The sequence below is a fragment of the Desulfurivibrio dismutans genome (genome assembly GCF_029210385.1).
Lineage (GTDB): Bacteria > Desulfobacterota > Desulfobulbia > Desulfobulbales > Desulfurivibrionaceae > Desulfurivibrio > Desulfurivibrio dismutans.
Genome location: NZ_JARGDQ010000005.1, coordinates 28,996 through 51,902, shown reverse-complemented (window position 1 = coordinate 51,902; position 22,907 = coordinate 28,996). Strand labels below are relative to the sequence as shown.

The 22,907-nt window shown below is 60.4% G+C and carries 24 protein-coding genes; 7 read left to right on the top strand and 17 right to left on the bottom strand.

What is annotated here, in order from left to right:
• Positions 1 to 370: 370 nt before the first annotated feature.
• The 7 genes from P0N66_RS07025 to P0N66_RS06995 all read left to right on the top strand — a co-directional run bounded on the left by P0N66_RS07025 (position 371) and on the right by P0N66_RS06995 (position 5,051).
• A complete protein-coding gene (locus tag P0N66_RS07025) occupies positions 371 to 808 on the top strand; it encodes a MazG nucleotide pyrophosphohydrolase domain-containing protein (RefSeq protein WP_275803733.1) in 438 nt (145 codons plus the stop codon).
• 119 nt (positions 809 to 927) lie between these two features.
• The gene (rpsF, locus tag P0N66_RS07020; protein WP_275803731.1) at positions 928 to 1,323 is read left to right on the top strand and encodes a 30S ribosomal protein S6; all 396 of its coding nucleotides are present in this window, start codon (positions 928 to 930) and stop codon (positions 1,321 to 1,323) included.
• A gap of 38 nt (positions 1,324 to 1,361) precedes the next feature.
• Positions 1,362 to 1,601 carry a 30S ribosomal protein S18 gene (rpsR, locus tag P0N66_RS07015; protein WP_275803729.1) on the top strand — a complete coding sequence of 80 codons (240 nt, stop codon included), beginning with the start codon at positions 1,362 to 1,364 and terminating at the stop codon, positions 1,599 to 1,601.
• An 18-nt stretch (positions 1,602 to 1,619) separates the two neighbouring features.
• A complete protein-coding gene (locus P0N66_RS07010; protein ID WP_275803727.1) occupies positions 1,620 to 2,549 on the top strand; it encodes a DUF2232 domain-containing protein in 930 nt (309 codons plus the stop codon).
• 58 nt (positions 2,550 to 2,607) lie between these two features.
• Positions 2,608 to 3,063, top strand: coding sequence for a 50S ribosomal protein L9 (gene rplI, locus P0N66_RS07005; RefSeq protein WP_275803725.1), 456 nt, complete (start codon positions 2,608 to 2,610; stop codon positions 3,061 to 3,063).
• A 21-nt stretch (positions 3,064 to 3,084) separates the two neighbouring features.
• Positions 3,085 to 4,446, top strand: coding sequence for a replicative DNA helicase (dnaB, locus tag P0N66_RS07000; RefSeq protein ID WP_275803722.1), 1,362 nt, complete (start codon positions 3,085 to 3,087; stop codon positions 4,444 to 4,446).
• 23 nt (positions 4,447 to 4,469) lie between these two features.
• The gene (locus tag P0N66_RS06995) at positions 4,470 to 5,051 is read left to right on the top strand and encodes a YfaZ family outer membrane protein (protein ID WP_275803720.1); all 582 of its coding nucleotides are present in this window, start codon (positions 4,470 to 4,472) and stop codon (positions 5,049 to 5,051) included.
• A 397-nt stretch (positions 5,052 to 5,448) separates the two neighbouring features.
• Here the strand turns inward: P0N66_RS06995 and P0N66_RS06990 are convergent, their stop codons facing one another.
• From P0N66_RS06990 to P0N66_RS06910, 17 genes are all read right to left on the bottom strand, one after another.
• Positions 5,449 to 6,333 carry a hypothetical protein gene (locus P0N66_RS06990; RefSeq protein WP_275803718.1) on the bottom strand — a complete coding sequence of 295 codons (885 nt, stop codon included), beginning with the start codon at positions 6,331 to 6,333 and terminating at the stop codon, positions 5,449 to 5,451.
• Between the two features lie 165 nt (positions 6,334 to 6,498).
• Entirely contained in the window at positions 6,499 to 7,155 is a 657-nt protein-coding gene (nadD, locus tag P0N66_RS06985) for a nicotinate-nucleotide adenylyltransferase (protein WP_275803716.1), read from the bottom strand.
• A 29-nt stretch (positions 7,156 to 7,184) separates the two neighbouring features.
• Positions 7,185 to 8,441, bottom strand: coding sequence for a glutamate-5-semialdehyde dehydrogenase (locus P0N66_RS06980; RefSeq protein WP_275803714.1), 1,257 nt, complete (start codon positions 8,439 to 8,441; stop codon positions 7,185 to 7,187).
• 170 nt (positions 8,442 to 8,611) lie between these two features.
• Positions 8,612 to 9,766, bottom strand: coding sequence for a glutamate 5-kinase (gene proB, locus P0N66_RS06975; protein WP_275803712.1), 1,155 nt, complete (start codon positions 9,764 to 9,766; stop codon positions 8,612 to 8,614).
• A gap of 16 nt (positions 9,767 to 9,782) precedes the next feature.
• The gene (gene obgE / locus P0N66_RS06970; protein WP_275803710.1) at positions 9,783 to 10,964 is read right to left on the bottom strand and encodes a GTPase ObgE; all 1,182 of its coding nucleotides are present in this window, start codon (positions 10,962 to 10,964) and stop codon (positions 9,783 to 9,785) included.
• Between the two features lie 123 nt (positions 10,965 to 11,087).
• Positions 11,088 to 11,351: a 50S ribosomal protein L27 gene (rpmA, locus tag P0N66_RS06965; RefSeq protein WP_275803708.1), complete on the bottom strand. Its 264-nt coding sequence runs from the start codon at positions 11,349 to 11,351 to the stop codon at positions 11,088 to 11,090.
• A 20-nt stretch (positions 11,352 to 11,371) separates the two neighbouring features.
• Positions 11,372 to 11,680 (bottom strand): 50S ribosomal protein L21, encoded by a 309-nt coding sequence (gene rplU, locus P0N66_RS06960; RefSeq protein WP_275803706.1) that lies wholly within the window; start codon positions 11,678 to 11,680, stop codon positions 11,372 to 11,374.
• A gap of 79 nt (positions 11,681 to 11,759) precedes the next feature.
• Positions 11,760 to 13,295, bottom strand: coding sequence for an Rne/Rng family ribonuclease (locus P0N66_RS06955; protein ID WP_275803703.1), 1,536 nt, complete (start codon positions 13,293 to 13,295; stop codon positions 11,760 to 11,762).
• 138 nt (positions 13,296 to 13,433) lie between these two features.
• Positions 13,434 to 16,025 (bottom strand): TIGR03960 family B12-binding radical SAM protein, encoded by a 2,592-nt coding sequence (locus P0N66_RS06950; RefSeq protein ID WP_275803701.1) that lies wholly within the window; start codon positions 16,023 to 16,025, stop codon positions 13,434 to 13,436.
• 52 nt (positions 16,026 to 16,077) lie between these two features.
• The gene (locus P0N66_RS06945; RefSeq protein WP_275803699.1) at positions 16,078 to 16,809 is read right to left on the bottom strand and encodes a hypothetical protein; all 732 of its coding nucleotides are present in this window, start codon (positions 16,807 to 16,809) and stop codon (positions 16,078 to 16,080) included.
• A 242-nt stretch (positions 16,810 to 17,051) separates the two neighbouring features.
• Positions 17,052 to 18,833 carry a tetratricopeptide repeat protein gene (locus P0N66_RS06940; RefSeq protein WP_275803697.1) on the bottom strand — a complete coding sequence of 594 codons (1,782 nt, stop codon included), beginning with the start codon at positions 18,831 to 18,833 and terminating at the stop codon, positions 17,052 to 17,054.
• The gene (gene tmk / locus P0N66_RS06935) at positions 18,820 to 19,491 is read right to left on the bottom strand and encodes a dTMP kinase (protein ID WP_275803695.1); all 672 of its coding nucleotides are present in this window, start codon (positions 19,489 to 19,491) and stop codon (positions 18,820 to 18,822) included. Before tmk ends, P0N66_RS06940 begins: the two co-directional genes overlap by 14 nt.
• Before the next feature lie 15 nt (positions 19,492 to 19,506).
• Positions 19,507 to 20,601: a 4-hydroxythreonine-4-phosphate dehydrogenase PdxA gene (gene pdxA / locus P0N66_RS06930; protein WP_275803693.1), complete on the bottom strand. Its 1,095-nt coding sequence runs from the start codon at positions 20,599 to 20,601 to the stop codon at positions 19,507 to 19,509.
• 30 nt (positions 20,602 to 20,631) lie between these two features.
• Positions 20,632 to 20,994 carry a YraN family protein gene (locus tag P0N66_RS06925; protein ID WP_275803691.1) on the bottom strand — a complete coding sequence of 121 codons (363 nt, stop codon included), beginning with the start codon at positions 20,992 to 20,994 and terminating at the stop codon, positions 20,632 to 20,634.
• On the bottom strand, positions 20,987 to 21,649 hold the full coding sequence (gene rnhB, locus P0N66_RS06920) for a ribonuclease HII (protein WP_275803689.1): 663 nt from the start codon (positions 21,647 to 21,649) through the stop codon (positions 20,987 to 20,989). Before rnhB ends, P0N66_RS06925 begins: the two co-directional genes overlap by 8 nt.
• A 9-nt stretch (positions 21,650 to 21,658) precedes the next feature.
• Positions 21,659 to 22,006 (bottom strand): 50S ribosomal protein L19, encoded by a 348-nt coding sequence (gene rplS, locus P0N66_RS06915; protein ID WP_275803687.1) that lies wholly within the window; start codon positions 22,004 to 22,006, stop codon positions 21,659 to 21,661.
• Positions 22,007 to 22,300: 294 nt separating this feature from the next.
• Entirely contained in the window at positions 22,301 to 22,873 is a 573-nt protein-coding gene (locus P0N66_RS06910; RefSeq protein WP_275803684.1) for an RNA methyltransferase, read from the bottom strand.
• Positions 22,874 to 22,907 lie beyond the last annotated feature (34 nt).

Below are 22,907 nucleotides of genomic sequence, written 5' to 3'. Positions count from 1 at the left end.
ACCAAGTGCTTCACCCAGAGATCACTGCAATTACCAGACCAAAGCCGCGCATCCCCTGCAAAAAACCATCAACTCTTTGAAATTACAACATTAACAAAAAAACATATGCCTGGCCAATAGCTGCCGGGACCACCTGACGCACCGCCGATGTCGCGTGTCGCGCGACATCGGCGGTGCGTCAGGTGCGACATCTTGTCGCACCATGTGGTGCCGGCCAAGTAACGGCAAAGTCATCCTACCCATGTAAAGTGGCCCCGAGAACAGTGACGTTAACGAATCCCGGCGGTATCCCATGGACAAGGCTTGCTTCTCTTTATTCGAGGTAGTACTATCTCGGTTTTGAACATCAAACAGAGCCCCAAGCAAGCCCATGTCCACCCACCAGAACATCCCGTTATCCGACCTACAGCCTCCCGAGGAGGCCCTGCTGCAATTGACCGGCCTGATCGCCCGCCTCAGAAGCCCACAGGGCTGCCCGTGGGACCGCAAACAAACCCCAGCAAGCTTCAAACGCTACCTGCTGGAAGAGGCCCACGAACTGCACGAGTCACTGGACGGCGACGACCTTGAGCATATTTGCGAGGAGTTGGGCGACCTGCTTTTTCAGGTTCTGTTTATTGCCGAAATGTACCGAGAACAGGGCGCCTTCACCTTAAGCGAGGTGATCAACGGCATTATCGGCAAAATGGTTCGCCGCCACCCCCACGTTTTCGGGGACCGACAAGTGGCTTCGGAGGATGAGCTGCGCCGCCAGTGGGAAGCAATCAAGGAAACCGAGAAAAAAGACAAGGGCCCACTGACTACTTGACATTACGGCCATCTTCATGGTAAGTGGTTCTTCTTTTTGAACAGCGGCCGTCAGCGGCCGCACAAGATCACCTCTTTGCCCTGGCTAAACAGGGCCGCATGCCCAAAAGGAGGAACCACGTGCGTAATTACGAGAGTGTCATTATTGTCAGGCCCAGCGCCGGCTCCGAAGCCGAGCTGACCGGAGTCATCGACAAGTACTCCGGGGTCATCACTGCCCACGAGGGGGAAATCGGCGGCATTGACCGCTGGGGGTTAAAAAAGCTCGCCTACCCCATCAGCAAGGAGACCCAGGGGGTCTACCTCCTGTTCCGCTTCACCATGTCTCCCGATGGGGTCAAAGAATTGGAACGTCTGCTGCGCATCGACGACCGGATCCTCAAATTCCTTACGGTCAAGCTCACCGGCGCCGAAGCCCCATTCACCCCCTCGGACGACGAAGAGGGCGACGATCATGAAACGGCCGACAACGAAGAGCAGAACAATGACAATGATAACGGCGAAAAAGACGCTTGATCGGTCTTTTTCCCCTTTAACCCTGAGGATATTGCAAGATGATTAAGCGTAAAAAATATTTCGGACGCCGCAAGGTCTGCCGTTTCTGCAGCGAGAAAAGCCTGGTCATTGATTACAAGGACATTAAAACCCTGCGCGGGTTCCTCACTGAACGGGGCAAGATTATTCCCCGGCGGATTTACGGTAATTGCGCCAAACATCAGCGCCAGTTGTCGGAAGCAATCAAGCGGGCCCGCCAGATCGCCCTGCTGCCATACAGCGGCAACCCGTATCTTTAGCACGGCTGGGAGCCCGGTTTGAGCAACAACAGCGGCAGACCGGCTTTCCCTGCCGGACAGCTACCGGCCTTGGCGGTTACCGCCGCCCCACTGGTGCTGCCCCTGCTGAGCCCCGGGCTTATCTGGCTGCACAGCCTGATCCCCATGGTGACCGCTTTCCAGATGGTAACCATGGGATACCAGCAGGGCCGAGCGGTGGTGATCATGGCCATGCTGGTGGCGGGGGTGGTGGCCCTGTTCAGCGGCAGCCTGCTGGTTCTGTTTTTCGGAGTGAGCATGATACCGCTGGGGTACATTCTGGCTCGGGGCATCGCCCTGGGTGAGCCCCCCAACTGGACCGGGACCAAAGGGCTGATTTACCTGATCTGTTTTTGGCTGCTGCTGGGCAGTTTTGCCGGGATCACCGGCAGCCCCGGCCCGGTTCGGGTGATCCAGGAGAGTATTGATCATACCTTGGCGGCGGTGGTGGAAGAGGAAGAGGCCGCCGCCGTGGCCATGGAGAGCCTGCGACGGGTGTTTGATCGCACTTGGCCGGCGCTGTTCACCATCTCGCTGCTCAGCCTGGTCTGGCTGAACCTGATGGCCAGTCACTGGCTACTGCGCCGCAAAGATCCGGCCTTGAGCCCCTGGCCGGAGTTCAAACACTGGCGATTGCCGGACCAGTTAGTCCTGGTGGCCGCCCTGGGGCTGTTGTTGTGGTTGAGCCGTCTTGAACCTGTGGCCTCCATCGGGCTCAATATGACGATCATTCTGGGCATGCTTTATTTCATGCAGGGCCTGGGGATCATGAGCTACATGCTGGCCCGCTGGCAGTTGCCGCCGCTGTTGCGGGGCATCTGCTACGCTCTGGTCCTGTTGCAATTATACGGCCCAGTACTGCTGGCCGTTTTGGGGCTGGCCGATGTCCACTTGGACTTGCGCCGCCGTTATACCGATAACACTGCTTAAATCCACCGGTTGTGCGTTGGCGCCAACCGGATCGCAACCTAGTATGGAGACGTGAAAAATGGAAGTAATTCTCAAGGAAACCATCGATACCCTGGGCGAGATCGGCGATGTGGTTAAAATCAAGCCCGGTTATGGCCGCAATTACCTGATTCCTCAGGGCAAAGCAATGCTGGCCAGCAAAGGCAACCTGGCCGTGCTGGCCAAACAGCAGGCGGCCATTGCCGCCCGCAAGGCCGAATACCGGGCGGTGGCGGAAAAACTGGCCGCCGGCATCGGTGCTGCCACTATTACCATTGCCCAGCGCACCGGGGAAGATAACAAGCTCTACGGTTCGGTTACCAGCGGTGATATTGCGTCTGCCCTGGCCGCCCAAGGGATTGAAGTAGACAAGAAAAAAATCATGCTGGAAGACCCCATCAAGACCCTGGGCACCCACACCATCCCCTACAAAGCCGGTTACCAGGTAACTGCCGAGATCAAGGTGGAAGTGGTCCCCGAGGAAAGCGGCCAGTAACAGAGCGGAATTCCATTTAACATGGACCACGCCCCCGGCTCCGCCATCCACCGTCTGCCACCTCAAAACGTCGAGGCGGAGCAGTGTGTGCTGGGCTCTGTCCTGCTGCAGGAAGGGGCCATGTCCAAAGCAGTGGAGGTGCTTACCCCGGAGGATTTTTACCGGGAAGGGCACCGCCACATCTTTACCGCCATGGTGGCTCTCTTTGAAAAAAGCGAGCCCCTGGACCTGATCACCGTCACCAGTTTCCTCAAAGATAGTCGTCATTTGGACCAGATCGGCGGGCCGGCCTATCTCGCCTCGCTCACCGACCAGGTGCCCATGGCGGCCAACATCACCTTTTATGCCCGCATCGTCCGGGACAAGGCCATCCTGCGCCGCCTGATTCAAACCAGCAGCGAAATCGCCGGCCGCTGTTATGAAGAGCAGGACGATATTGACGCCCTGCTGGACGAGGTAGAACAGACCGTCTTTGAAATCTCCCGCTCCAAAAGCGGCCAGTCCTACTGGCCCATGAAGACGGTGATCAACGAGACTTTCAAGATGGTGGAGTCCCTCTATGAGCGCAAGGAACACATCACCGGTCTGCCCACCGATTATCACGACTTCGACAAAATGACCGCCGGGCTGCAGCCGTCTGACCTGATCATCCTGGCGGCCCGGCCCAGCATGGGGAAAACCGCCCTGGCCATGAACATGGTGCAGCACATCGCCCTGGTCAATAAAACCCCGGTGGGGGTCTTCAGTCTGGAGATGTCCAAGGAACAGTTGGGCATGCGGATGCTCTGCTCGGTTAGCCGGGTGGACGCCCAGCGGCTGCGGACCGGTTTTTTAAGAGATCAGGACTGGCCAAAACTGACCCGGGCTTACAACATGCTGCTGGACGCCCCGGTTTACATCGACGACACCCCGGCCATTTCGGTGCTGGAGATGCGGGCCAAGGCCAGGCGGCTCAAGACCGAACACGACATCGGCCTGATCGTGGTCGATTACCTGCAACTGATGCGGGGCCGCAGCAATGTCCAGTCCCGGGAGCAGGAGATCAGCGAAATTTCCCGTTCTCTCAAGGCCATGGCCAAGGAGTTGCAAGTGCCGGTGATGGCCTTGAGCCAGCTCAACCGGAGCCTGGAGAGCCGCCCCAACAAGCGCCCCCAGCTCTCGGATCTGCGCGAATCCGGCGCCATCGAACAGGACGCCGACGTGATCTGCTTTATCTATCGCGACGAGGTGTACAACAAGGCCGAAGACAACCCCAAAAAGGGACTGGCCGAACTGATCATCGGCAAGCAGCGTAACGGCCCCACCGGTATGGTGGAACTGGCCTTCCTGGATCAGTACACCACCTTTGAAAACCTGGCCCGCCACGATTACGCCACCCAGTAAACAACGAGCCCAAGGAGCACGAGATGAGAAAATTAATTACCGCCGCCCTGGCCGCCCTGGCCTTGACCGGCGCCCAGTCGGCCCAGGCCGCCTCCTTTGACCTGAATCTGAATGATTACTCCCTCCAGGCCAAACTGGCCGGCCCGGTAAGCAGCGGCGCCCACGGTGATTCCTTAATGCACCTGCGCTTTCTCTACAATGAAAAGAAAAGCTTGACCATGACCTCCGCCGACCTGGAGTTCCAGGCGATGATCGAGAACGTGCCGGGGTTCGGCCTCGGCCTGGGGGTCGGGGTGGTGGGCGGCCGCAAGAAGAGCTCCCGGGCCAACCAGGATATCTTCGGCGTCCCGGTGGGGCTGCGCCTGTACTTTCAGCCGGCCGGAGCGGAGAACCTGGAGTTCCAGGGCAAAGTTTTCTATACCCCCAAGCTGCTCTCCTTCGCCGATCTGGACCGGATGCTGGAACGAAGAGTGCGGGCCGGCTATGCCATCAGCCCGGCAGTGCAGATCTACATCGAATATCAGCACATCCGGGCCAACTTCGACGACCTTAACAGCCGGACAATCGACGACAATGTCCGGGTGGGCTTCAAGGCCCGGTTTTGATGACCGTCCATATGTAAACTCGCAACAAGCCCGCCCAGGGATTTGTTGCTCTCCGGCATGCGCAAACGCGGCTGCCGCCTGCCCTGCAAATCAACAACCTGCAAGGCAAACTGTTGCTTGCGCGTCCGTCCTGGGCACGTTACGGACTTCCGGCGCCGTCCACATCATAATAGCGGCGGCGCAGGCGATCGCGGGGCACCCCGTGATCAGTTACGCCGCGGCACCAAAGGGGAGTGCCATCGAATTAAGCAATGCCTCGCTCCCGGGTGGGTGGAGATAAAAAAGGGGTCGGCTTGCTGCCGACCCCTTCGTTATTTGACCGGGCGTCAACACCCCATGGTTGAAGGGTTATGTCAACCCCGGGCAACCATCCGGGGTAAGGGGTGGGGTTTTTCCCTCAATAGTCTTCAATGGTGACAATATGCCCGGAAACGTTGTCATAGGAGCCGGACAGGGTTAAGTCCGCGTTGGCAAAAGTTGCCTCAATGTAACCACCGCTAAAGACAAAGCGAATCATCCCCTGCTCGGCCCCGCCAGGCCCATCGTGGATAGCCTGCGGGGTGGAGACCGTAACCGCGCCAAAGTTAACCGGATCATTATAGGTGCCACTGACCGTCTTGGCTTCAACATTGTTACCCAGATCTTCAACGGCAACAGTTGTGTTGGTATGATAGTCGTCCCCGGCGTAGCCAACCGTGATATCGACGGTATTGCTGAATTTTGTGTCACTTTCACGCACATGATCTACCGTACCGTTTAAGGTCACGGTAAAGGAATCACCATCGTCAAAATCCAGCCGCACCTGACTGAAAGTAAATTCGATTTCTTTGGGGTCATCTCCAAAGGTACCGTCAACTTCAGCCACCACGTCAACCGACCCCGAAACCACGGTCACCCCATCATCCGCAGCAAAATTATTAAATGACAAATAGGCGTCAATCACCCCTTCGACCTGGCTGATGGTAACTGACAGTCCACCTTCGCTGAAAGTTTGTGGCGTTGCCGTAACCTCCTCATTCTCCATCACCCCGCCGACAATGGCGGCAATCCCACCGGGCACCGCATCCATCTGCTCGGCAATCCAGAAAAAATCCTCCGCTAGCCGCACCGCCTTCATTTCAGCGTCGGTGAGATTGTCGTAAGCCGTATCACCGGTTCCGTTATCGTCACCATCTTTTTTACTGCTGCTGCTACTGCTGCTGCAAGCCGCCAGAGCCACCATCAGCGCAGCGCTGACCAGGGTCATCAGAAACTTGTGGGGCAATAATTTGTCGACATACATAGGCTCCTCCTTCCCGTTCACAATTACAAAAAACAGTCAACCGACACCAAACCAGCTTAACGACTGCAAATCATAATCAACTTATAGCGCCGAACGAGGCTGAAAGTCAAGACCATATCACACTGCATACCGCATACCGGGGCGGCAAAAACGGTTCCCGGCGACTCAGGCGTAGAGTTGATGCCGATCGATATAAGCGGCCACCGGCGGCGGGACCAGGGCGGAGATGTCTTCGCCGGTCTTGACCTTGCAGCGGATGGTGGTGGAAGAAACCAGAAAGGCGTTGACCGGCAGCGGGTAGAGACAGGCGCCGTGGGGGTGGGTCCAGCGGTTATGAGCCGGCTCATACTGGAAACCACCCGGCAGGCGGGTGATCAGCTCGTTGAGCTGGCCGGGGGCGCTGTCGGGGCGCTCGGCCACCAGAAAATCGGCGTAACGAAAGAGATCGGAAAAGTTTTTCCAGGTGGCCAGCTCGACAAAGGCGTCGGAGCCGATGATGAAGTAGAGGGCACAGTCGCGGTCCAGCTGCCGGCGCAGCTCCCGCAGGGTATCGACGCTGTAGGAAGGGCCGGGGCGCTGTTCCTCCATGCGGTTGACCATAAAAGCCGGCTGATCGGCCAGGGCCAGTTCCAGCATGGCGGCCCGATGGGCAAAGGGGGTAACCGGTTCGCCCAGCTTATGGGGCGGTTGGGCGGCGGGAATGAACCACACCCGGTCCAGGGCGAACTCCTGCCAGGCCGCTTCGGCCAGCACCAGATGCCCGTTGTGGACCGGGTCGAAGGTGCCGCCCAGCACCCCGATCCGCCGGAGGCGCTCAGTCATGGCCTGCCCTCCTCCCGGCACAGTTTCTCCTACTCCCGAATCTCGCCATCCCCGTAAACAATAAACTTGCAGGTGGTCAACTCCCGCAGGCCCATGGGACCGTACGCATGAAGCTTGGTGGTGCTGATGCCGATCTCGGCCCCCAAACCGTACTGGCCGCCGTCGCTGAAACGGGTGGAGGCGTTGACCATCACCGAGGAAGCGTCCACTTCGCGCAGGAAGCGCTGGGCATGGTCGTAACGGTCGGTAATGATGGTTTCGGTATGCTGGGAACCGTACTGCTCAATATGGGCCATGGCCTCGTCCAGGTCGGCCACCACCCTGACCGCCAGGATCAGGTCGAGAAACTCCATACCCCAATCGTCCGCCGTGGCGGCCTTGGCCGCCGGCAGCAGGGCCTGGGTCTGCGGGCAGCCGCGGATTTCCACCCCGGCAGCGGCCAACTGCGCCCCCACGGCGGGCAGAAAGGTTGCCGCCGCCGCTTGATGAACCAAAAGGGTTTCCAAGGCGTTACAAACCCCCGGCCGCTGGGTCTTGCCGTTGATGACAATGCGGGCGGCCATCTCCTGATCGGCACCGGCATCAACAAAGGCGTGACAGACTCCCTTGTAGTGCTTTAGTACTGGAATTCGGGAGTTCTGGGCGACAAAGCGGATAAGCCCCTCACCACCTCGGGGGATGATCAGATCGATCTCCTCCTCCCGCTGCAACATACAGGTCACCGCCTCGCGATCAGTGACCGGAATCACTTGCACGGCGGCTGCATCGATATGCTCCGCCGCCAGACAATCCTGCAGCACCCTGGCCAGGGCCAGGTTGGAATGAAGCGCTTCGGAGCCACCCCGCAGCAGCACCCCGTTGCCGGCCTTAAGACACAGGGAGGCGGCATCGACGGTAACGTTGGGGCGTGATTCGTAGATCATGCCGATGACTCCCAGGGGGATCCGCATCCGGCCCACCATAATACCGCTGGGCCGCCGCTGCATGTCGGAGATCTCCCCCACCGGGTCCGGCAGTGCCGCCACCTCCTTAAGCCCGGTCACCATGGCGTCGATCACCTTATCGCTCAAGGCCAGGCGGTCCAGCATGGCTGCCGACAGCCCCTTTTCCCGGCCGGCGGCCAGGTCTTTCTCGTTTTCCTGCTGAATATAGGCCTTGCGGGCCAGCAGCTCGTCGGCCATGGCCAGCAGCACCCGGTTTTTCACCGTGGTGGAAAGATTCGCTACCTGCCGGGCGGCCCGCCTGGTCTCCCCGGCCAGGGTGGCAATGGTATCCTCCAGGGTCATAACTCTCCTCCTGTCGCTCTTAAATGTTGTTCAATCGTCGCTGGTTATTTAGATCGTCCCCGCACTGTAATCGTTCAGCAGTGCCGCAGATTCAGGCAAGCGGTTCGGCGCCGCGTACCCCAGGTACGCAAGCCGGACCGATCGCCTGAAAGTGCGGTGCTACTGGACGATTACAAGATCACCAGGTTGTCGCGGTGGATGACCTCGTCACTGTCTTTGTAGCCGAGAATATCGGCGATGGCCGTGGTTTTCACCCCCATAATGCGCCGGATGGCGGCGGCATCATAAGAAACGAGGCCGGCGGCCAGGGGTTTGCCGGACCGGTCCAGGCAATGCACCGGATCGCCCAGCCCGAATTCACCCCGCACCTCGATGATGCCCGAGGGCAGCAGGCTTTTGCCGCCGCCCAAGATGGCCCGGCAGGCCCCGTCATCCAGCACCAGGTAACCTTTGGGGCGCAAGGTATAAGCTATCCAGTGTTTACGGGAAGGGATTTTCTGGGGAGCAGGCAGAAAAAAACTGCCCAGTTCCTCGCCGGCAAAGAGCCGCAGCAGCACGTCGGGCTCCCGGCCGGGACCGATGACGGCCGAACCGCCGTGGGAAACCACCATCCGGGCCGCCTTGACCTTGCTCAGCATGCCGCCGGTCCCCACCGCGCTGCCTCCGCCGCCAGCCATCCCTTCGATCTCAGGGGTGATGGCCGGCACGATCCGCAGGGGGCAAGCGCCGGAATTGCAGCCGGGGTCGGCACTGTAAAGGGCATCCACGTCGGTGAGGCAGATAAAGAGATCAGCCTCCAGCAGGTTGGTCACCATGGCCCCCAGGGTGTCGTTATCGCCGAACCGCAACTCCTCCACCGACACGGTGTCGTTTTCGTTGATTACCGGCACCAGGTTCCACTGCAGCAGGGTAAAGATGGTATTACGGGCGTTAAGATAGCGGTCGCGGCGGGAAAAGGCATCGTGGGTGAGCAGCACCTGGGCCACCTTGGCGCCCAGTTGCTCAAAGATTTTTTCGTAAGCCCGCATCAGGCTGCTTTGGCCCACGGCGGCGGCGGCCTGCTTCTCGCGCAGGCTTAAAGCGCGGTTACCAAGTCCCAGCTTGCGCCGGCCGGCGGCCACCGCCCCGGAACTGACCAGAATGAACTCCCGGCCACCCCGCCGCAACTGCTCGATCTGGGCGGCCAGATTATCCAGCACCGCGTAGTTGAGCCCCTCACCAGTGGTCAACACCGCCGACCCGACCTTAACCACCACCCGCCGGGCCTTATCCAGATAACAGCGCCGCTGCTGCAGCTCTGCCCCACTTGCCGTCTGCCGACTCATCTTGGCGGGAACTCCATCACTGATCCTGCCCCCCCTGCTCTTCCTGTTCTTTTTGTTCTTTTTGCCCTGCCGGCACGCCGTCCCCGCCTTCCTGCTTCGGTGCCCGCGATTCCGTCAATGAGGCCGTTGTTTCATCATCGGCCACCGCCGACAACCCGTAATCAATGGCCTTTATCAACTCCTCCAGTCCCTCTCCGGCAAGGGCGGAAACCGGCAGGATCCGGATATTTTCTGCGGCAAAACGTTGAATCAGTTGAGCCAGCTTCTCATTCCTCCCGGCTTGGTCGTCTTCCCCGGAGCTCAACAGATCGACCTTGTTCAAGACCACCAGTCGCGGACGCTGCGATAAATCCTGCTGATACAGTTCCAACTCACGATTCAACAGATGGTACTGTTCCAGAGGATCGTCGGCAGGGTCACCAGCTGTATCGCCGGCCGCCGTTCCGCCCGGTGGCGCGGCGGCTATCACCTGCAGCAGCATGCGGGTGCGCTCAATATGGCGCAGAAAGGTATGCCCCAGGCCGGCGCCCTGGTGAGCATCTTCGATCAAACCGGGAATATCGGCCAGAGTACAGGGGCGCTGACCGGGCAACAGCAGCACCCCCAACTGGGGAGACAGGGTGGTAAAGGGATAATCGGCGATCTTGGGCGTGGCGGCGGTCAGTCGGGCCAGCAAGGTGGATTTACCGGCATTGGGCAAGCCGATCAGACCGACATCGGCCAGCAGCTTCAACTCAATCCGCAGCCAGCGCTCCTCACCCGGAGTGCCCTTGGTGGCCGTCCGCGGCGCCCGGTTGGTGGCCGAAGCAAAATGAACATTGCCCCGACCGCCATGGCCGCCGTGAGCGACCAGCATCTGCTGGCCTTCTCTCACCAGATCGGCCAGCACCTCACCGCTTTCCGCGTCGCGGATGACCGAACCCACCGGCACTTTCACCCGGCAATCGGCTCCGCCGCGGCCATGCATCTTTTTGCCCCGGCCATGGGCACCATTTGGGGCGATAAAGTGGGAACGGTACTTGAAATCGAGCAGGGAATCCAGACGACCGGAAGCTTCCAGGATGACATCGCCGCCACGGCCGCCGTCGCCGCCGTCGGGACCTCCTTTGGGGACAAACTTCTCCCGCCGGAAGCTGACACAGCCATTGCCGCCGTTGCCGGCCCGAACCAAAAATTTCGCCTCATCTATAAAAGACATGGTGGGGGCCCGACAACAACCGGTTGATATAAAAAACCTAACCGCTAATCAGCAGCGCCAGTTGCCTGCTGATTAGCGGTCCGTAAACTCTCAGTCGTGCTGCTACACAATTTTACGTTACCTTCAGGCGGGATAAATGCTGACCCTTTTGCGACTGCGGCCATTGCGGCGGAAGTCTTCAAAGGTCACCACCCCGTCGACCTTGGCAAACAGGGTGTAATCCCGACCCACGCCAACGTTGCTGCCGGGATGAATTTTGGTACCGAGCTGACGGACCAGGATATTGCCGGCCTTGACCACCTGGCCGCCGAAGCGCTTGACGCCGCGGCGCTGGGAATTACTGTCGCGACCGTTTTTCGAGCTGCCGCCCGCTTTTTTATGTGCCATGACTCAAATCCTCGCAGTATCTACAGAATTTCTTTGATCTCAAGAGCGGTATAAGGCTGCCGATGCCCCTTCTTCAGGCGGTAACCCTTGCGCCTTTTTTTCTTGAAGACCAATACTTTCTTGGCTTTATCCTGCTCGACGATCCGGGCGGTTACCCGGGCGCCCTCCACCACCGGCCGGCCGACCTTGACCTCATCGCCGTCGGCAACCAGCAGTACATCTGCCAACTCCACCGTATCTCCAACTTCGCCGGCGAGCTTTTCCACCCGCAGGCGGGAGCCTGCGGCCACCTGATACTGTTTGCCGCCGGTGCGAACTATTGCGTACATAACTTCCTCCCATGCCTGGTAGAATAGATTGCAAAAAGAAACCGCCATTTATAGCCCTACCTGGCTTCTTTGTCAAGTCTTACTGCCAACTGAACTCATATTTCTCGGGGTGCAAACCCTTGATGGGCATGATCTGGATCCGTTTGCCGCATTTTTTTTCCAGATAATCAACGGTGTGGGCCTCCTCCCGGAGGAGAAGTTCGGCCACCCGGGGATGCACCCGCACGATCACCGTCTCGGCCTGCCGGCGGCAGGCCTCCCGCTCAATCTGGCGAAAAATGTCGTAACATAAGCTGCGGCTGGCCCGAATCACCCCGGTGCCGTGGCAGCAGTCACAAGGTTCACACATCAGATGCTCCAGATCCTCGCGGTTGCGCTTACGGGTCATCTGCACCAGACCGAACTCGGAAACCCGCAGGATATTAAGGCGACTCTTGTCCTTCTTGGCCGCCTCCTTAAGGGCGGTGAACACCGCTTCACGGTGTTCCTCGTCTTCCATATCGATGAAATCGACGATGATGATGCCGCCGATATTGCGCAACCGCAACTGGTAGGCAATTTCCTTGGCCGCTTCCATGTTGGCCTTGAAAATCGTCTCTTCCAGACCGTTTTTGCCCACATAACGACCGGTATTGACATCGATCACGGTAAGGGCCTCGGTGGGTTCGATGATGATATAGCCACCGCAGCGCAACCAGATTTTCCGCTCCAGGGCCCGGTTAACCTCCAGTTCAACCCCGTAGGCGTCGAAAATGGGCGGGTCTTCCGGTCCCAGTTCAACCCGCCCCTTGAGGTGCGGGGCAAAGGTTTCAACGAACTGCAGAACCCGCTGGTAGGTCTCCGGCTCATCCACCACCACCTGGTCCACCTCCGGTGAAAACACATCGCGCACCACCCGCAGGGTGATGTCCAGATCCTGGTAGATCAGTCCCGGCACCGGCGCCGTGACCGCCCGGGCCTGGACCTCTTCCCAGGTGTGCAGCAGAAACTCCATATCCGCTTCCAGCTCTTCATTGGTGGCCGTTTCCGCCACCGTGCGCACGATAAAGCCGGTGCCGGCGGGCCGCAGGGCCTCGATATCCCGCCGCAGCATCAGCCTGACATCCTCGTCTTCGATTTTACGGGAAATCCCGATATGGTCGGTCCGCGGCATGAAAACCAGATTGCGGCAAGGCAGGGTGATATGACAGGTCAGCCGGGCTCCCTTGCTGCCCAGGGGCTCCTTGCAGACCTGGACCATAATGTCCTGTCCTTCACTGAGCAGATCCTCGATGTTCTGGCCCGGATGACGCCGACAAAGGGGGTCGGTATCGTGCCCGCAGCAGGTTTCTCCACCGGTACCATCGCCGCGATCGCAGCGGGCCAACCGTTTTTCCACCTCGTTGGAGGTCACCAGCACGTCATCGACATAAAGAAAACCGGTGCGCTCCAGGCCGACGTCAACAAAGGCGGCCTGCATACCGGGCAGCACCCGCACCACCCGGCCCCGGTAGATATTGCCCACCAGCCCCTTTTCCGCGGGGTGCTCAAGGTAAAATTCGGCCAGATTGCCGTGCTCCAGCAGGGCGATACGGATTTCGTAAGGGGTGGCGTTGATCAGCAGTTGCGTTGACAAAACATGATTCCTCAGTAAATTTGATGGGCTCGCAAACCCCCCTCAGACTTATTGGTCGGCAATGCGAAAACAAGTAGTTACAAAGCGTGCCCAGTCGGCGGCGCGGCTTTTTGCGACGCCGACAAATTTGCCGGACCATCACCCCTGAGCGGGGCGAGTCCATAATTTCATTAGCCGGGCGTCAGCCAGTTGTTCGGGTGCCAGCGCACAAGCGGCGGCCACCACCTCCAACGGCTTAACCGTCGGCCGGCCGGCTTCCTGGACCAGCACCAGTTCCAAATCCCCGGATGCCTGCAGGGTAAAATCCTTAACCGCCGGCCGGATATCCAGGGTGCGGTCTGCCCCTTTACGACGCACCGTCATAACAAATTCCTTGGCCGCCAGCAAGGCCGGCGGAGTTTGCGGGTCAATCATCTCGGACAGCCCGGGCAGCCTGATGCGGTACGCACTGAGCAGGCTTGGCGGCTGTTGCCGACCGCCGGGTTCCAGAGAGAGCACGGTCAGGCCGGCGGGCAACTGCTGGCTCAAAGCCGAGCGGGCCTCTTCCAGGTCGCCTAACGGGGCGGTCAATTCCAGCCAGAGAAATTCGTCCCGACTTTCAGTTCCCAAGGGCAAAGCTGGTCCGAAGGAAACTTTGGGCGAGGGATTGAAGCCTCGGCTGAAGGCCAGCGGCCAACCCACCCGGCGCAGGGCCCGGAAAAAAACCTGCAGCACCTCCAGGTGCCCCATAAAACGGGCCTCATCCAGCCGGGAATAACTCAGGCGATAGCCCGTTCCCCGCTCCGGCTGGGGCAAGCTGGGGGCGGAACGGGAAGCAGGTACTGCATCGGAATTGTCGTAATTGGGACCAGACAGCAATTCCGGCACCCCGGGTTGAGCCCGGTGATCTGTTACGGCACCACTGTCGGCAGCGGGCCGGCGAAAAACCACCGGTTTGACGGTTTTAAAATCGCACAACCCGCACTTGCTGCAGCCGTGCACCCGGCAATCAGGGGTGTAATCCTCACTGATGGCCCGCTGATATTCCGCCGCCAGGAAATCCCGGCTGACCCCCGCATCAAGATGATCCCAGGGCAAAGGTTCCGATGCCTCCCGGCGCCGCAGATAGTGGTCAAGGTCCAGGTTGAGGCCGGCGGCAGCGGTCTGCCAGCGCTCCAGGGCAAAGTGATCGGACCAGGCGTCCAGTCGGGCTCCGTCCCGCCAGGCCTGCTCCACCAGGGCGGAGAGGCGCCGATCACCCCGGCAGAAGACCCCTTCCAGGTAGCTTTGGCGCGGGTCGTGCCATTTGAGCTTGAATTTTTTGTGCCGCAATTGCTGTTTTAAAAAATCGATCCGTTCAAAGCCCTCGGCCACCGACAACTGAGGCTCCCGCTCGAAAGGAGTGTGGGGTTTGGGGACAAAGACAGCACTGCTCACCGTCACCTGGCAACGGCCGGCGGGGCCGGTTTTTAATACCTTGTGGGCCAGCTCGACGATGGCGGCCAGGTCTTCTTCGGTTTCGGTGGGCAGACCAAACATAAAGTACAGCTTGATCAGCTTCCAACCCAAACCGAAGGCGCTGCGACCGGCGGCCAGCAGGTCTTCTTCGGTGATCCCCTTGTTGATCACCCGGCGCAGCCGGTCGCTGCCCGCCTCCGGCGCCAGGGTGAACCCGGTTTTGCGAACCCTTTTGATCTGCTCCATCATCGCCGGGGTCAAGGATCCCACTCGCATGGACGGGAGGGAAACGGACACCCGGCGGGACTCCAGGGCATCCATCAACTGCCCCAGCAGTTCGTTGATGCAGGCATAATCTCCGCTGCTCAAGGAAAGCAACGCCACCTCTTCAAAACCGCTCTGTTCCAGCTTGCTTAAAATCTCCTGCAACACCGCCGCCGGCTCCCGCTCCCGCACCGGACGATAGATGATCCCGGCCTGACAGAAACGACAACCACGGGTGCATCCTCGGGCGATCTCAACCCCTAGGCGGTCATGCACCACCCGGGTGGCCGGCACCAGGGGCGGCGCGGTGTGGTCAACCTGTTCCAGATCGGCCAGCACCCGCCGACGAACCGGCGGCAGATCGGGGCGCAGGGCTTCAGTGCCGAGAAACTTACCGGCCGCATCATAACGGGGGGCAAAAAAGGCCGGCACATAAACCCCCGGCACCGCCGCCAGGGCGGCCAGGATCTGCCCGCGGGCCAGCTGTTGCTCCCGCCCCTGCTGGATCACCGTCAGCATCTCGGGCAGCGCCTCCTCACCATCCCCCAGCAGGATGGCATCAAAAAAGTCCGCTACCGGTTCGGGATGAAAGGCGCAGGGACCGCCGCCGAGCACCAGCGGCTGGTCTTCCCGGCGGTCTTTCGCCAGCAGGGGCAGACCGGCCAGATCGAGGATGGTCAGGATATTGGTGTAACATAGTTCGTAGGGCAGGCTGATCCCCAGCACATCAAACTCAGCCAGGGGACGGCGGGACTCCAGGGAGAACAGGGGCATCCCGGTCTCCCGCAAGGCCTGCTCCAGGTCAATATCCGGGGCATAAACTCTTTCCGCCAGCCATTCCGGGCGGGCGTTAACCAGGTGATAGAGAATCTGCAGCCCCTGGTGGGACATGCCGATTTCGTAAAGATCGGGAAAGGCCAGGGCCAGGCGCAGGCGGGCCTGTTGCCAGTCCTTCCTGACCACGTTGAATTCGTTGGCACAATAACGTCCGGGGCGATTGACCCGGGACAACAGGGCGTCTATTTCCATGAAATTCCAAAAACCTCAAATTTGATGAAGTCGCAAAAAGTCGGCGATTTCACTACTCCACCGTTTCCAGGGTGTATCCGGCCGGCATCGGCAGTTGAAAATCCTCATAACCCAGGGCACAATCGGCCAGCAGATCGGACAGCACCACGCTAAGGCTCAGTCCCTGGTGACGGCGGGAATCCAGTTCAATCCGGTGGGGCAACAACCAGCCGGGGCCATCAGTATCGCCGGGCACCGGGCGGTAGTCATCATAAATGATCTCCGTGGGACGCCGCTGGTCCGGCTCGAAAAGCTGAATCCGGCGCACCACACCAGCGCCTACCGGATCAGGAAGCGGTTCAAAAAGCAGGCGCGCCCGGGGCGGCTCGGCCACCTCCAACCAATAGCCCCGCCCTGCCGGTTCCCGGTACACCGCCACGATCTCCGGCTCCAGGGGCATGCCGCCAAGCAGCCAGGCGGACAGGGATTCCGGCAGCCTTTCCGCCGCCAGCCCCTCGGGCAAGTGTCGGCTGAAGGCCTCGGCGGTGGTGGGCCCATGGTAGACAACGGCCTGGGGTACCAGGATCAGCCGGAAACTCTCACCGTCGGTGCTCAGGGCCAGGACCGGACGGCCCAGGGGATCAAGGCCGACGAATTTCATCCGGTTGGGCGCCATGGCCTGGAGGTAACCGGGCAGCACGCCGGAGCGCAGCCAGCTGCGCCATTTGATTTCAGCTTCAGCATCCAGGCATTGGGCCTGGTGCCGGTGCTTCTCCATGGCGGCCAGGAACAGCTCTTCAACCACGTGCCGCTCCCTTCCGGTCAACTCCTCCCCCATCGGTACCCGGGCGGCACAACCGGACAACAACAACCAACACAAAAATAACAGCAGCGCCGGCCGCCACCGCGGCCGGCACCCGCCACCGGCAGCCCTGAGGGATGACAAAGTTTTTTTGTGTAAGCGGTCACGGGGCACCGCATATCGCGGCACCACGTGACCGCTTACCTTGTGGCCCCTGTGATCACTTACCTTTTTACCTCTCAACATCACCGGCCCCAGTCTACCACCAGCTTTTCAAGCTTGCTTTCAATCAGGTGCCGTAGCTCCGGATCTCCTTCCGGGCCCAGCAGTTCCAATGCCCGCCGGTAGGCGGCCTGGGCCTCATCGACATGCCCCAGCTGGCGATAGGCATCACCCAGATGATCGTGGATCACCGGGTCATCATCCAGCAGTTGTACCGCCAGCTCAAGCTCTTCCAGAGCCCGGTGGTATTTACCTAGGCGGTAATAAACCCAGCCCAGGCTGTCCCGGATGGCACCATTCTGGGGTTTGAGCCGGACCGCTTCCTCGATATACTCCCGGGCCTGCTCCAGGTTATCCCCCTGGTCGGCCCATGTATATCCCACATAATTAAGGGCATGGGGATCATGGGGGTCCAGGGCGATCACCCGCTGCATTTTGGCCATGGCCCCCGCTTTATCCCCAATGCGGTCAAGGTAAACGGCATATTCAAAATAGACTTCCGGCTCCGGCCCCAGCTCGCTCAGGGCGCGCTGAAAAACCGCCAGTCCCTGCCCGGCATCATGCCATTCGACATGCAACAGGGCCAGGGTGACATAAAAGCTCAGATAACGATGGTCGGGGTCGGCCATGGCTCGCTCCAGCGCCGCCTGGGCCGCGGCCGGCTGATCGCTGCCGTGATAAATCCGGGCCAGCATCAGTACCGCCTCTTCGTAACCGTAATCGCCGGGGCGAATTTCCTCCAGCAGGCTACGGGCCGCCTCGATTTTACCCAGCCGGTAATAAGCCAGCACCAGCAGCGAACGGACCGCATCCAACCGCGGCTCATCGGCCAGGATTCCCCGGAGCAGGCTCACCGCCTCCTCATAACGCTGTTCGTCCAGCAAAATTCTGGCCATGGTCAGGTCGACCCGATCCACATCCCGGCTGTAGGAACGCAAGGCGGCCAGTTCATCCAGGGCCTCCTCCACCCGCTCCAGTCGCAGGTAAAGGTCGGCCAACAGGGAGCGAGCCCGCTCATCGGCAGGATCTTTCGCCACCATCCGGCGATAAAGCGCCAGGCTCTCCTCGTAAAGACCGGCCGCCTGATAGACCGCCGCCAACTCCTGGGCCAGAGCGGCGGACCAATTGAGTGCCAGCGCCCGTTCATAGGCGGCCAGCGCCTGCTCCAGCAGCCCCAGATCGTGGTACAGCCGGGCCAGGTAATAGTGCCCCAGAAAATAATCCGGCCGCTGGGTCACCAACTGCTCCAGAATCTCGTGAGCCTCCTGACGGCGATCACTGCTGCCGTAAATCACCCCCAACATCAGCATGGCGTTGGCGTTGCCAGGGTCCAGCGAGAGGATCTCCCGGTAGACGACAGCGGCTCGGTCGGGATCGTCAAGGGCGGTGTAAAGTTTGGCCAGCAGAGAACGGGCGGCAAGGTCAGCCGGATCAATAGCAATAATCCGGCGCACCCAGTAAATGGCCTCTTCCCGCTCCTGTTGCTGAAGCAGCAGCAATGCCAGCCGGCGCATCACATAAACCGCCTTCCGGTCGCACAACAGCGCCTGCTGGTAGGCATAACGGGCCTCATCCAAACGACCGCCCAGTTCGGCGCTTTTACCCCAGGCAAACTGAAAATAGGCGCAGGCCGGGTCCACCGCCTCTTCATAAGGCTCCAATTCCGCAGCGTAACGGGGGCCGGTGGCGGGCGCCGGGGACGGCGCCGGTTCTTTCGGCGCCACCGCTCGCGATGCACAGCCGCCGAAGGTCAGTAAAAACACCGCCAGTAAAGCAGCCAGCAATAACCTTTTAGTTACGCCCATGACTTTCCCCGGTGATCTTTTTTCTCTTCACCAACAACGCCTCCACCGCCTGCCAGATCTCCCCCTGCACCCTCGCCACTTCCCCGGACGCATCAATCCGCACCAGGTTAGGCCCGGTAAAATCGGCAAAAATAGCGGCCACCCGCCGCAGGTAATCTTCCTGTTCAAAATCGTTGAGGCACTCCCCCCGCCCTTCTCGCACTCGACTCACCCCCACGGCCGGTGGCGCCTCCAGCAGCAGCACCAGGTCGGGGCGGGGGGCAAAACTCTCGTTCATAGCCATAACCGCCGCCGGATCATGGCCGTTGGCCCCCTGGTAAGCAGCAGTGGAGTAATAATAACGGTCGGTGACCACCACCCTACCGGCCTGCAGAGACGGAACGATCAGGCGGGCAACATGCTGCCGCCGGTCTTCGACAAAAAGCCGCAGTTCCTCTGCCGGCGACAGGGACGCGCGGTTAAGGAAAAGATCGCGCAGGCGGCGGCCGTAAGGGCCGTCGGTGGGCTCCCGAGTTTCCACCACCGCCAGCCCCAGTTCGCGCAGATGGCGGGCCAGCAGTTGCTGCTGGGTGGATTTGCCGGTGCCGTCAATCCCCTCAATGGCAATCAGGATTCCCGGGTAACCCGGCGGCCGGGGTTGCCTGTCTATTTTCATCATCACCCCCCCCAGATATCAAGCCTGGTCCCGGCATCTTGCAGATCTGTTGGCCGCAATTTCAGCCGCCATGAGGCAAGCGGCCCGCAAGCTGGCAGGATCGGCCACCCCGCGACCGGCAATATCGTAAGCGGTACCGTGATCAACCGAGGTACGGATAATGGGCAGACCGATGGTAACATTGACGCCATCCTGAAAGTGCAGCAGCTTGAACGGGATCAAACCCTGATCATGGTACATGGCCACCACCGCGTCAAAATCTCCACGGCTGGCCTGATAAAAAACCGTGTCCGGCGGTCGGGGGCCGGTAAGCGACACCCCGTCGCCCAGCAACGCCGCCGCCTTGGTCATCGCCGGCACGATGATCCGCCGTTCCTCGTCGCCAAACATCCCTCCTTCTCCGGCATGAGGGTTGAGGGCAGCCACGGCCAGACGTGGCCGCGGAATGGCAAAATCACGCTGCAGAGCACGGGCAGTCAGTCGCAGCAGTCGGACCACCGCCTCTTCACAGACCGCTTCCGGCACCAGGGCCAGGGAGCGGTGAATACTGACCAGGCTGACCCGCAGCCGCGCGCCGGCCATCATCATGGCATATTCCGAGCAGTTGCACAAGGCGGCAAGCATTTCGGTGTGGCCCGGGTAGTGGTAGCCGCCGGCGTTGAGCATATCCTTGCCGATGGGACAGGTGCTCATGGCGGCCAGCTCACCGCTTTGCACCAGGGCGACGGCCTTGGTGATATATTCTCCCATGGCCCGGCCGGACTCCACCGTGGGCCGGCCCGGCAGCGGCACCGGATCAAGGGCGGAAACCGGCAACACATTCAGCGCCCCCGCTCGGGGCGGCTGCCCCGGCTGCCAAGAGCTGATTTTCACCGCCAGATCCAACCGTCGGGCACATTGAGCCAGCACCGTCGGATCCCCCAGCACCACCACTGCCGTCTCCGGCCCCGATCCGGTTTCGGCGGTCACCTCGCTCCCAACGGCCGGCCGAGCCAGCTCCCGTTCCAGGTGCAGGCGCAGAATAATCTCCGGGCCGATCCCGGCGGGACAACCCATGGTAATCCCGATCAGCAGAGGTTTTTGAGGTTGATCATGGTGTGGCGGGCTGTTCATGGCGGGCTGTAAGTCATAGCAATCGGTTATTCAGAGTTCAAAAGCATTGGGCAGGTGTTCGATTTCCGGATTGCCGCCGACGAAGGATACCGCCACCACATCAAAGCGGGCCGCCTGGCCGGCAAGCTTTTCCCTCACCAGGTACTCCTGGGCGGCCTGGGCGATCTTGCGCTGCTTGGCGGCGGTGACCGCCTCGAAAGGGGAGCCGAAGGCCGAGTTGTTGCGGCTCTTGACCTCGACAAAGACCAGTTCCTCGCGTCGGCGGGCGATGATATCCAACTCCGCCCCTTTGGTCCGATAATTACGGGCCAAAATCCGGTAACCAGCCTTTTCCAGATAGGCGGCGGCCAGTGCTTCACCCCGGCGTCCAAGCCCTTGCCGCTGCTTAGTCATGATCGCCCCGCAGGCAGTTTCCCACCGGTTTAAAGCTCCGGCGGTGAATGGGACAGGGGCCGTGCTGACGCAGCAGACGCAAGTGATCGGCGGTGCCGTAGCCCTTATGCCGGTGAAAGTTGTACTGGGGATAGCGGAGATGGTATTCGGCCATGATCTCGTCCCGCCGAACCTTGGCGATAATGGAGGCGGCGGCGATGGAAGCACTGCGGGAGTCCCCCTGGACCAAGGCCTGCTGGGGCAGAGCCAGGGGAAGCTGGTGTTTTCCGTCAATCAGCAGGAAGTCGGGCCTGATGGCCAGATCAGCCACCGCATGTTGCATGGCCAGCAACGAGGCCTGCAGAATATTCAAGCGATCAATGTCAGCGGCGACAACCACTCCGACTCCCCAGTAAACCCCGGGAAGAGCAACAATTTCCGCCGCCAGCTCACAACGCAATTCAGGTTTAAGCTGTTTGGAGTCACGGAAGCGGCTTGCCTGGCAACCCTCCGGCAACACCACACAGGCGGCCACCACCGGACCGGCCAGGGGGCCGCGCCCGGCTTCATCGGTTCCGGCCACCAGCCGGTACCCATGGGCCTTGAGGGAACGCTCAAAGGCCAGAGAGTCGATCTCCTCCGACTCCCTGGACCAAAGAACTCGTGGCGCCGCCATGCAGAGAAATCAGCGAATGTCGCGTTCGCGAATACGGGCCGCCTTGCCGCGCAGGTTGCGAAGATAATAGAGGCGCGAGCGACGAACCCGGCCGTGGCTGACCACCTCGACCTTCTCCACTTGGGGGGTATGCAGAGGAAAGGTCTTCTCCACTCCGACCCCGTGGGACACCTTGCGCACGGTGACACTGGCGCCGATGTTGCCACGGCGGCGGCGGATAACCACCCCCTGGAAAACCTGAACCCGTTCCTTGGTGCCCTCAACGATCCGAAAGTGGACCTTGATGGTATCACCGGGCCGAAAGTCCGGATGGTCGTGGCGCAGCTGTTCCTGTTCAATCTGGGCAATCGCGTTCATTACTTTTTCCTTTTGCTACGGTTACTGTAACCCCAAACAAACACCGCCGGTGCGGCCAGGGTTAACATATTAATATCACCAAACAACAACCTATTTATTTTTATCGGCGCCGTAATAAGCGGCACGCCGACCAGACACGATTAGTAACTGCTTAATCACGCGTCAACGGCCAACCTGCTTGGCAGGTGGCGCAAAGATTTTTTTAAAAGCACCCCCCGGCAGGCATATACAAAAAAACCGGACCAACTCAGGTAAACGTCCAGCAGTGCCGCAAGGTGCGGCACTGCTGGACGTTTACCGGGCCAACAGGCGGTCGAGGATGATAGCCGCCGCCGCCCGCACCGGCAGGTGGTTGTAATCGCCACCCAATTCAATGGGCGGCAGAAAAGCATCCACCTCGGCCAAGGCCTCGGGGGCCAGCCCCCAGGCCGTGCCCAGCAGAATCAAAGCCGGCTGCCCGCCGGCCAACCCCTGCCGCACCACCCCAAAATCCTTGGTCAGCGGCTGCTTCCTGGCGCTGGTGGCCAACACCAAAGGACGTTGCTGGCGGGCTGTCCGCACCCGATCGTAAAGGGCCGCCAGGTCCGGCACCACCCTTACCAGCTCCAAAGCCTCTTTGCGAGCCGGGTTCAACTGCCCGCCCCGCCCTTCCAGCCAGTGGGCCAGCAGTTCCGCCACCAGGGTCTGCTGGTCATCATATGGGGTAACCAGATAATATCTTCTTACCCCATATGTCCTGGCGGTTCTGGCGATATCATGGATATCCAGGTTGGTCACCGCCGAGCCGATCACCTCCCGGCGGCGGTTGAACACCGGATAGTGAACCAGCGCAATATCCAGCAGCGCCCCCGGCTGTGTCTCGACCACCGTTTTTCCCCCGTAATCGTTCAACAGGACCGCA